Annotated in this window: 4 protein-coding genes; all 4 read left to right on the top strand. The window is 71.8% G+C overall.

Annotated elements, in window-relative coordinates; genetic code table 11:
* A partial coding sequence (gene murD, locus HKK72_RS35640; protein ID WP_187238810.1) for a UDP-N-acetylmuramoyl-L-alanine--D-glutamate ligase occupies positions 1-1,043 on the top strand: 1,043 nt, incomplete at its 5' end.
* A 254-nt stretch (positions 1,044-1,297) separates the two neighbouring features.
* Positions 1,298-2,581 carry a putative lipid II flippase FtsW gene (gene ftsW / locus HKK72_RS35645; RefSeq protein ID WP_187238811.1) on the top strand — a complete coding sequence of 428 codons (1,284 nt, stop codon included), beginning with the start codon at positions 1,298-1,300 and terminating at the stop codon, positions 2,579-2,581.
* 114 nt (positions 2,582-2,695) lie between these two features.
* On the top strand, positions 2,696-3,784 hold the full coding sequence (gene murG / locus HKK72_RS35650; protein WP_187238812.1) for an undecaprenyldiphospho-muramoylpentapeptide beta-N-acetylglucosaminyltransferase: 1,089 nt from the start codon (positions 2,696-2,698) through the stop codon (positions 3,782-3,784).
* Positions 3,781-5,150, top strand: a 1,370-nt coding sequence (gene murC, locus HKK72_RS35655; protein WP_410050380.1) for a UDP-N-acetylmuramate--L-alanine ligase, incomplete at its 3' end; no start/stop codon positions are given. The genes murG and murC, both read left to right, overlap by 4 nt.

Below are 5,150 nucleotides of genomic sequence, written 5' to 3' on the forward strand. Positions count from 1 at the left end.
CCGGGCACGGGGCGGTCGCCGTCGGCAACGTCGGCACCCCCATCGTGGCGGCGGTCGCGGGCGCACCCGCGGCCGACGGTGCCGATCATGCCGCCGGCGCCGATCCGGCCGGCGGCCCTGACGTGCTAGCCGTCGAGCTGTCGAGCTACCAGCTGCACTGGTCGGACACGGTGGCCCCGTACGCCGCGGCCGTGCTCAACGTGGCGCCCGACCACCTCGACTGGCACGGCTCGATGGAGTCCTACGCCGCCGACAAGGGCAAGATCTACGCTCTAGGCGGGATGGCCATCGTCAACGCCGACGACGCGTGGTCGGTGCGGCTGGCCGAGGGCGCGGCACGCACGGTGGGCTTCACGCTCGGCACCCCGGCCCCGGGGCAGCTCGGCGTCGTCGACGGCCTGCTCGTCGACCGGGCCTTCGTGGCCGATCCGGCCAACGAGGCCGTTGAGCTCGCCGAGCTGCACGACGTCCGCCCCTTCGCCCCCCACAACGTCGCGAACGCGCTGGCGGCCGCCGCGCTGGCGCGGGCCTACGGTGTGCCGGCCGAGGCCGTCCGCGAGGGACTGCGCGCCTACCGGCCCGACCCGCACCGCAACGCCCAGGTCGCGACAGTGGCCAAGGTCGACTACGTCGACGACTCCAAGGCGACCAACCCGCACGCTGCGGCCGCCTCGCTGGCCGCCTATGAGTCGGTCGTGTGGATCGCCGGCGGGCTGCTCAAGGGCGCGGACGTCGAGGATCTCGTGCGATCACGCGCGGACCGCCTGAGGGGCGCCGTACTGCTCGGAGCCGACCGGGCACAGATCGCAAGGGCTCTTGCGCGACACGCGCCAAATGTCCCGGTGGTGGAGGTGTCCGGCATCGAGACTATGTCCATGGACGACATCATGGACAGGGTCGTGGCGGCGGCGACGCGCCTCGCCGCGCCGGGCGACACGGTGCTGCTGGCCCCGGCCGGAGCGTCGTTCGACATGTTCACCGACTACGGAGCCCGGGGCGACGCGTTCGCCGCGGCCGTTCTTCGGCTCGCCGAGAACCGCTGACCCATGAGCGACCGTGAGCACCGCGAGGCCATGAGGCCCGCGAGGGGCGCGGCGGTGGCAGACCTGAGGAGGTTCGCGAGGGGCGCGGCGCTGTCTGGACTGAGGAGCGAGCGAGCGCGAGGAACGAGCGCTCGGGAGCGACGAGGGAAGACAGCGCGTCAAAGCGCCCCGAGCCGCCGTGCCGGAGGCGCGGCCATGAACACAGCCCCGAGCCGCCGCGCCGGAGGCGCGGCAATCCAACACGGAGCGACGTCATGAGCACGACGTTGGGGCCGGCCGAGCGGCTGGCCGACCGGTCCCGTGACGACGGTGAGCGCCCTGGGGTACGGGGGCAGGCCGTGGCCGTGATCGGTCTGCTCGATCGGCCGCTCACCTCCTACTACCTGGTGCTCGGCTGTTCGGTGCTGCTGCTCACCCTCGGCCTCACGATGGTGCTGTCGGCCTCCAGCGTGAAGCAGTTGCAGGCCACGGGCTCGGCGTTCACCCTGCTGCAGAAGCAGGCGATGTGGGTCGGGATCGGGCTGCCGCTGATGTGGCTCGCGGCCCGGCTCGCGCCCAAGGCGTTCCGGACGCTGGCCTACCCGCTGCTGCTCCTGTCGGTGCTCGCGCTGGCGCTCGTCCTCGTGCCGGGGCTCGGGCAGACCGCGGGAGGGGCCACGCGCTGGCTCCGGTTCGGCGGGGGGTTCCAGCTCCAGCCGTCGGAACCGGCGAAGCTCGGGCTCGTGCTCTGGGCGGCCGATCTGCTCGCCCGCAAGGAGAAGGTGCGGCAGCTGAACGAATGGCGGCAGCTGCTCATTCCGCTGCTGCCCGGGACCGGTCTGGTCGTGCTGCTGGTGATGCTCGGGAACGACCTCGGCACCACGCTGGTGCTGCTGACGATCTTCCTCGCCGTGCTCTGGGTCGTCGGCGCGCCCGCGCGGCTCTTCGTCGGCATCACCGGCCTGATCGGCGTGCTCGTCGCCATCCTCATCGTGGTCGAGCCCTACCGCATGCAGCGCCTCACCGGCTTCCTCGACCCGACCGGCGATCCTCTCAAGGACAACTACCAGGGACTTCAGGGGCTGTTCGCGGTCGCATCGGGCGGCTGGTTCGGCACCGGGCTCGGCGAGGGCAGGGCCAAATGGCAATATCTCCCGCATTCCGAGACCGACTTCATCTTCGCGATCATCGGGGAAGAACTCGGACTGGTCGGTACCCTTGTGGTGCTGGGGCTGTTCGGGCTGCTGGCCTATGCGGGCCTGCGGATCGCGCGGCGGGTCAAGGATCCGTTCATGCGCCTGGCGGCCGCCGGCGTCACGGCATGGGTGGTGGTCCAGGCGATCGTGAACATCGGAGCGGTCATCGGTGTGCTCCCTATCACGGGCATCCCGTTGCCGCTGGTCTCCTATGGCGGGTCCGCCCTGATCCCGACCTTGATCGCGCTCGGCATGCTGTTGTCGTTCGCGAAACGGGAGCCCGGAGCGCGTCAGGCGCTTGCCGCTCGGGGCCCCGGGCCCGTGCGGCGGGCCCTAAGCTGGCTTGGCCTGGCACGGCGATAGGCGTGTCAACCGGTACGAACGGCCCTGCGCGGACAATGCCCTGAGAAGTGCCGCCGAGGCCGGGAGCGGGATCGGTTCAGGGGAGTGGAAGACAACAAGGAGGCGTACTCGAGCATGAGGGTTGTCCTGGCCGGCGGCGGGACCGCTGGACATATCGAACCCGCTCTGGCCCTTGCCGATGCGCTGCGCAGGGAGGATCCGCGAGTCGAGATCACCTGTCTGGGCACCGAGCGCGGGCTGGAGAGCCGCCTGGTTCCGCAGCGAGGTTACGAGCTGGCGCTGATCCCGCCGGTTCCGCTGCCCCGCACGCTGACCCCCAGGCTGCTCACGGTCCCAGGGCGCCTTCGCGGTGCCATCAACGCGGCGGCGAGCGTGCTCGACCGGACGCGGGCCGAAGTGCTGGTCGGCTTCGGCGGCTACGTGGCGACGCCCGGCTATCTCGCGGCCCGCAAGCGGAAAGTGCCGATCATCGTGCACGAGGCCAACCCCCGGGCGGGCCTGGCCAACAGGCTCGGCGCCCGTTTCACCGAGCACGTCGCGGTGTCGCATCCCGACTCCGCGCTGCCGCACGCCAAGTTCGTCGGCATCCCGCTGCGCCGCGAGATCACGAGCCTCGACCGGCTGGCCGCGGGGGACAAGGCGCGTTCCTACTTCGGGCTGATGCCCGACCTGCCCACGCTGTTGATCTTCGGCGGTTCCCAGGGGGCCCGCTCGCTCAACCGCGCGGCGGTGGCGGCGGCGCCGGCGTTCCGCGCGGCCGGCATCCAGGTCCTGCACATCGTGGGGCCCAAGAACACCGAGGAGCCCGAGCCCGCCGACGGGCCGCAGTACGTCACGCTTCCGTACTGCGACCGGATGGACCTCGCCTACGCCGCCGCCGACGTGGCCATGTGCCGGGCCGGCGCGATGACCTGCGCCGAGCTGGCCGCGGTCGGCCTTCCCGCGGTCTACGTCCCGCTGCCGCACGGCAACGGCGAGCAGCGCCTCAACGCCGAGCCGATCACCCAGGGCGGCGGCGGACTGCTGGTGGACGACGCCGACCTGTCGCCGGAGTGGATCGTCGGCAATCTGCTGCCGATCCTGTCCAACGCCGACCAGGTCGCGCGGATGTCCGAGGCGGCGGCACGGCTCGGCCGCAGGGACGCCGACGTGGCCCTCGCCCACATGGTGTACGACGTGGTGCGGAGCAGGGGCACCCGGTGAGCGTCGACCACCCGGCCGGCGTCATACCGGCCGATCAGCTGGGCAAGGTCCATTTCATCGCCATCGGCGGCGCGGGCATGTCGGGCATCGCCCGCATCATGCTGAAGCGCGGTATCGCCGTATCGGGCAGCGACGCCCGCGACTCCGACCTGCTCGGCCAGCTGAGCGAACTCGGCGCGAAGGTCTTCGTGGGGCATGCCGCCGAGCATGTCGGCGACGCCGACACGGTCGTGGTGTCCACCGCGATCCGCGAGGGCAATCCCGAGCTGGTCGTGGCGCGGGAACGCGGTCTGCGGGTGCTCCACCGCGCCGCCGCGCTGGCCTCGCTGATGGCCGGCCGCCGGGGAGTGGCGGTGGCGGGAACCCATGGCAAGACGACCACCACCTCGATGCTGACGGTCGCGCTGCAGCACGCCGGCGCAGACCCCGCGTACTGCATCGGAGGGCAGCTCGTCACCACCGGGCTCGGCGCCGACGAGGGCGCGGGCGAGGTCTTCGTCGCCGAGGCCGACGAGAGCGACGGCTCGTTCCTCATGCTCACGCCGAATGTGGCCATCGTGACCAACGTCGAGGCCGACCACCTCGACAACTACGGGGGCTTCGAGAAGGTCAAGGAGAGTTTCGCGCGGTTCGTCGAACGGATCGAACCGGGCGGGGTACTGATCGCCGGAGCCGACGATCCGGTCGCGCTCGAACTCGCCGCACAGGCCAGGTCGCGCGGGCTCACCGTCCGGACCTACGGCGAGTCGGCCGACGCCGACCTCCGCATCACCGGATTCACCCCCCGCGGCCTCGGCTCCCGGTTCGAGATCGGCGGTCTGGGCGCGGTCGAGCTCGCGGTCCCCGGCCGGCACAACGCGCACAACGGCACCGCGGTGGTAGCCGTGGCGATGGCACTGGGCCATGACTTCGCGGCCGTACGGGACGGCCTGGCGGCGTTCGGTGGGGCACGCCGCCGGCTGGAGCTCAAGGGCGAGGCCGGCGGGGCGCAGGTGTTCGACAGCTATGCCCACCATCCGACCGAGCTCACCGCCGACCTGAGAGCCACTCGTGACTATGTGCACGAGAAGGGCGCCGGGCGGATCGTCGCGGTGTTCCAGCCGCACCTCTACAGCCGCACCCGCTTCTTCGCCGCCGAGTTCGGCGTCGCGCTCGGCCTCGCCGACGTGGTCGTGGTCCTGGACGTCTACGGCGCTCGCGAGGACCCCGAGCCGGGGGTGACGGGCAGGCTCATCGCCGATCGGGTGCCGTCCCAGGGGGCGGACGGGCGGGACGGCCCCGAGGTGCTCTACGCCCCCGTCTGGGACGACGTGCCTTCGACCGTCGCGGAGCTGGCCAGAGCCGGGGACGTCATCATCACCCTGGG

Origin of the sequence: Actinomadura sp. HBU206391 (genome assembly GCF_014323665.1) — a bacterium.
Lineage (GTDB): Bacteria > Actinomycetota > Actinomycetes > Streptosporangiales > Streptosporangiaceae > Actinomadura_C.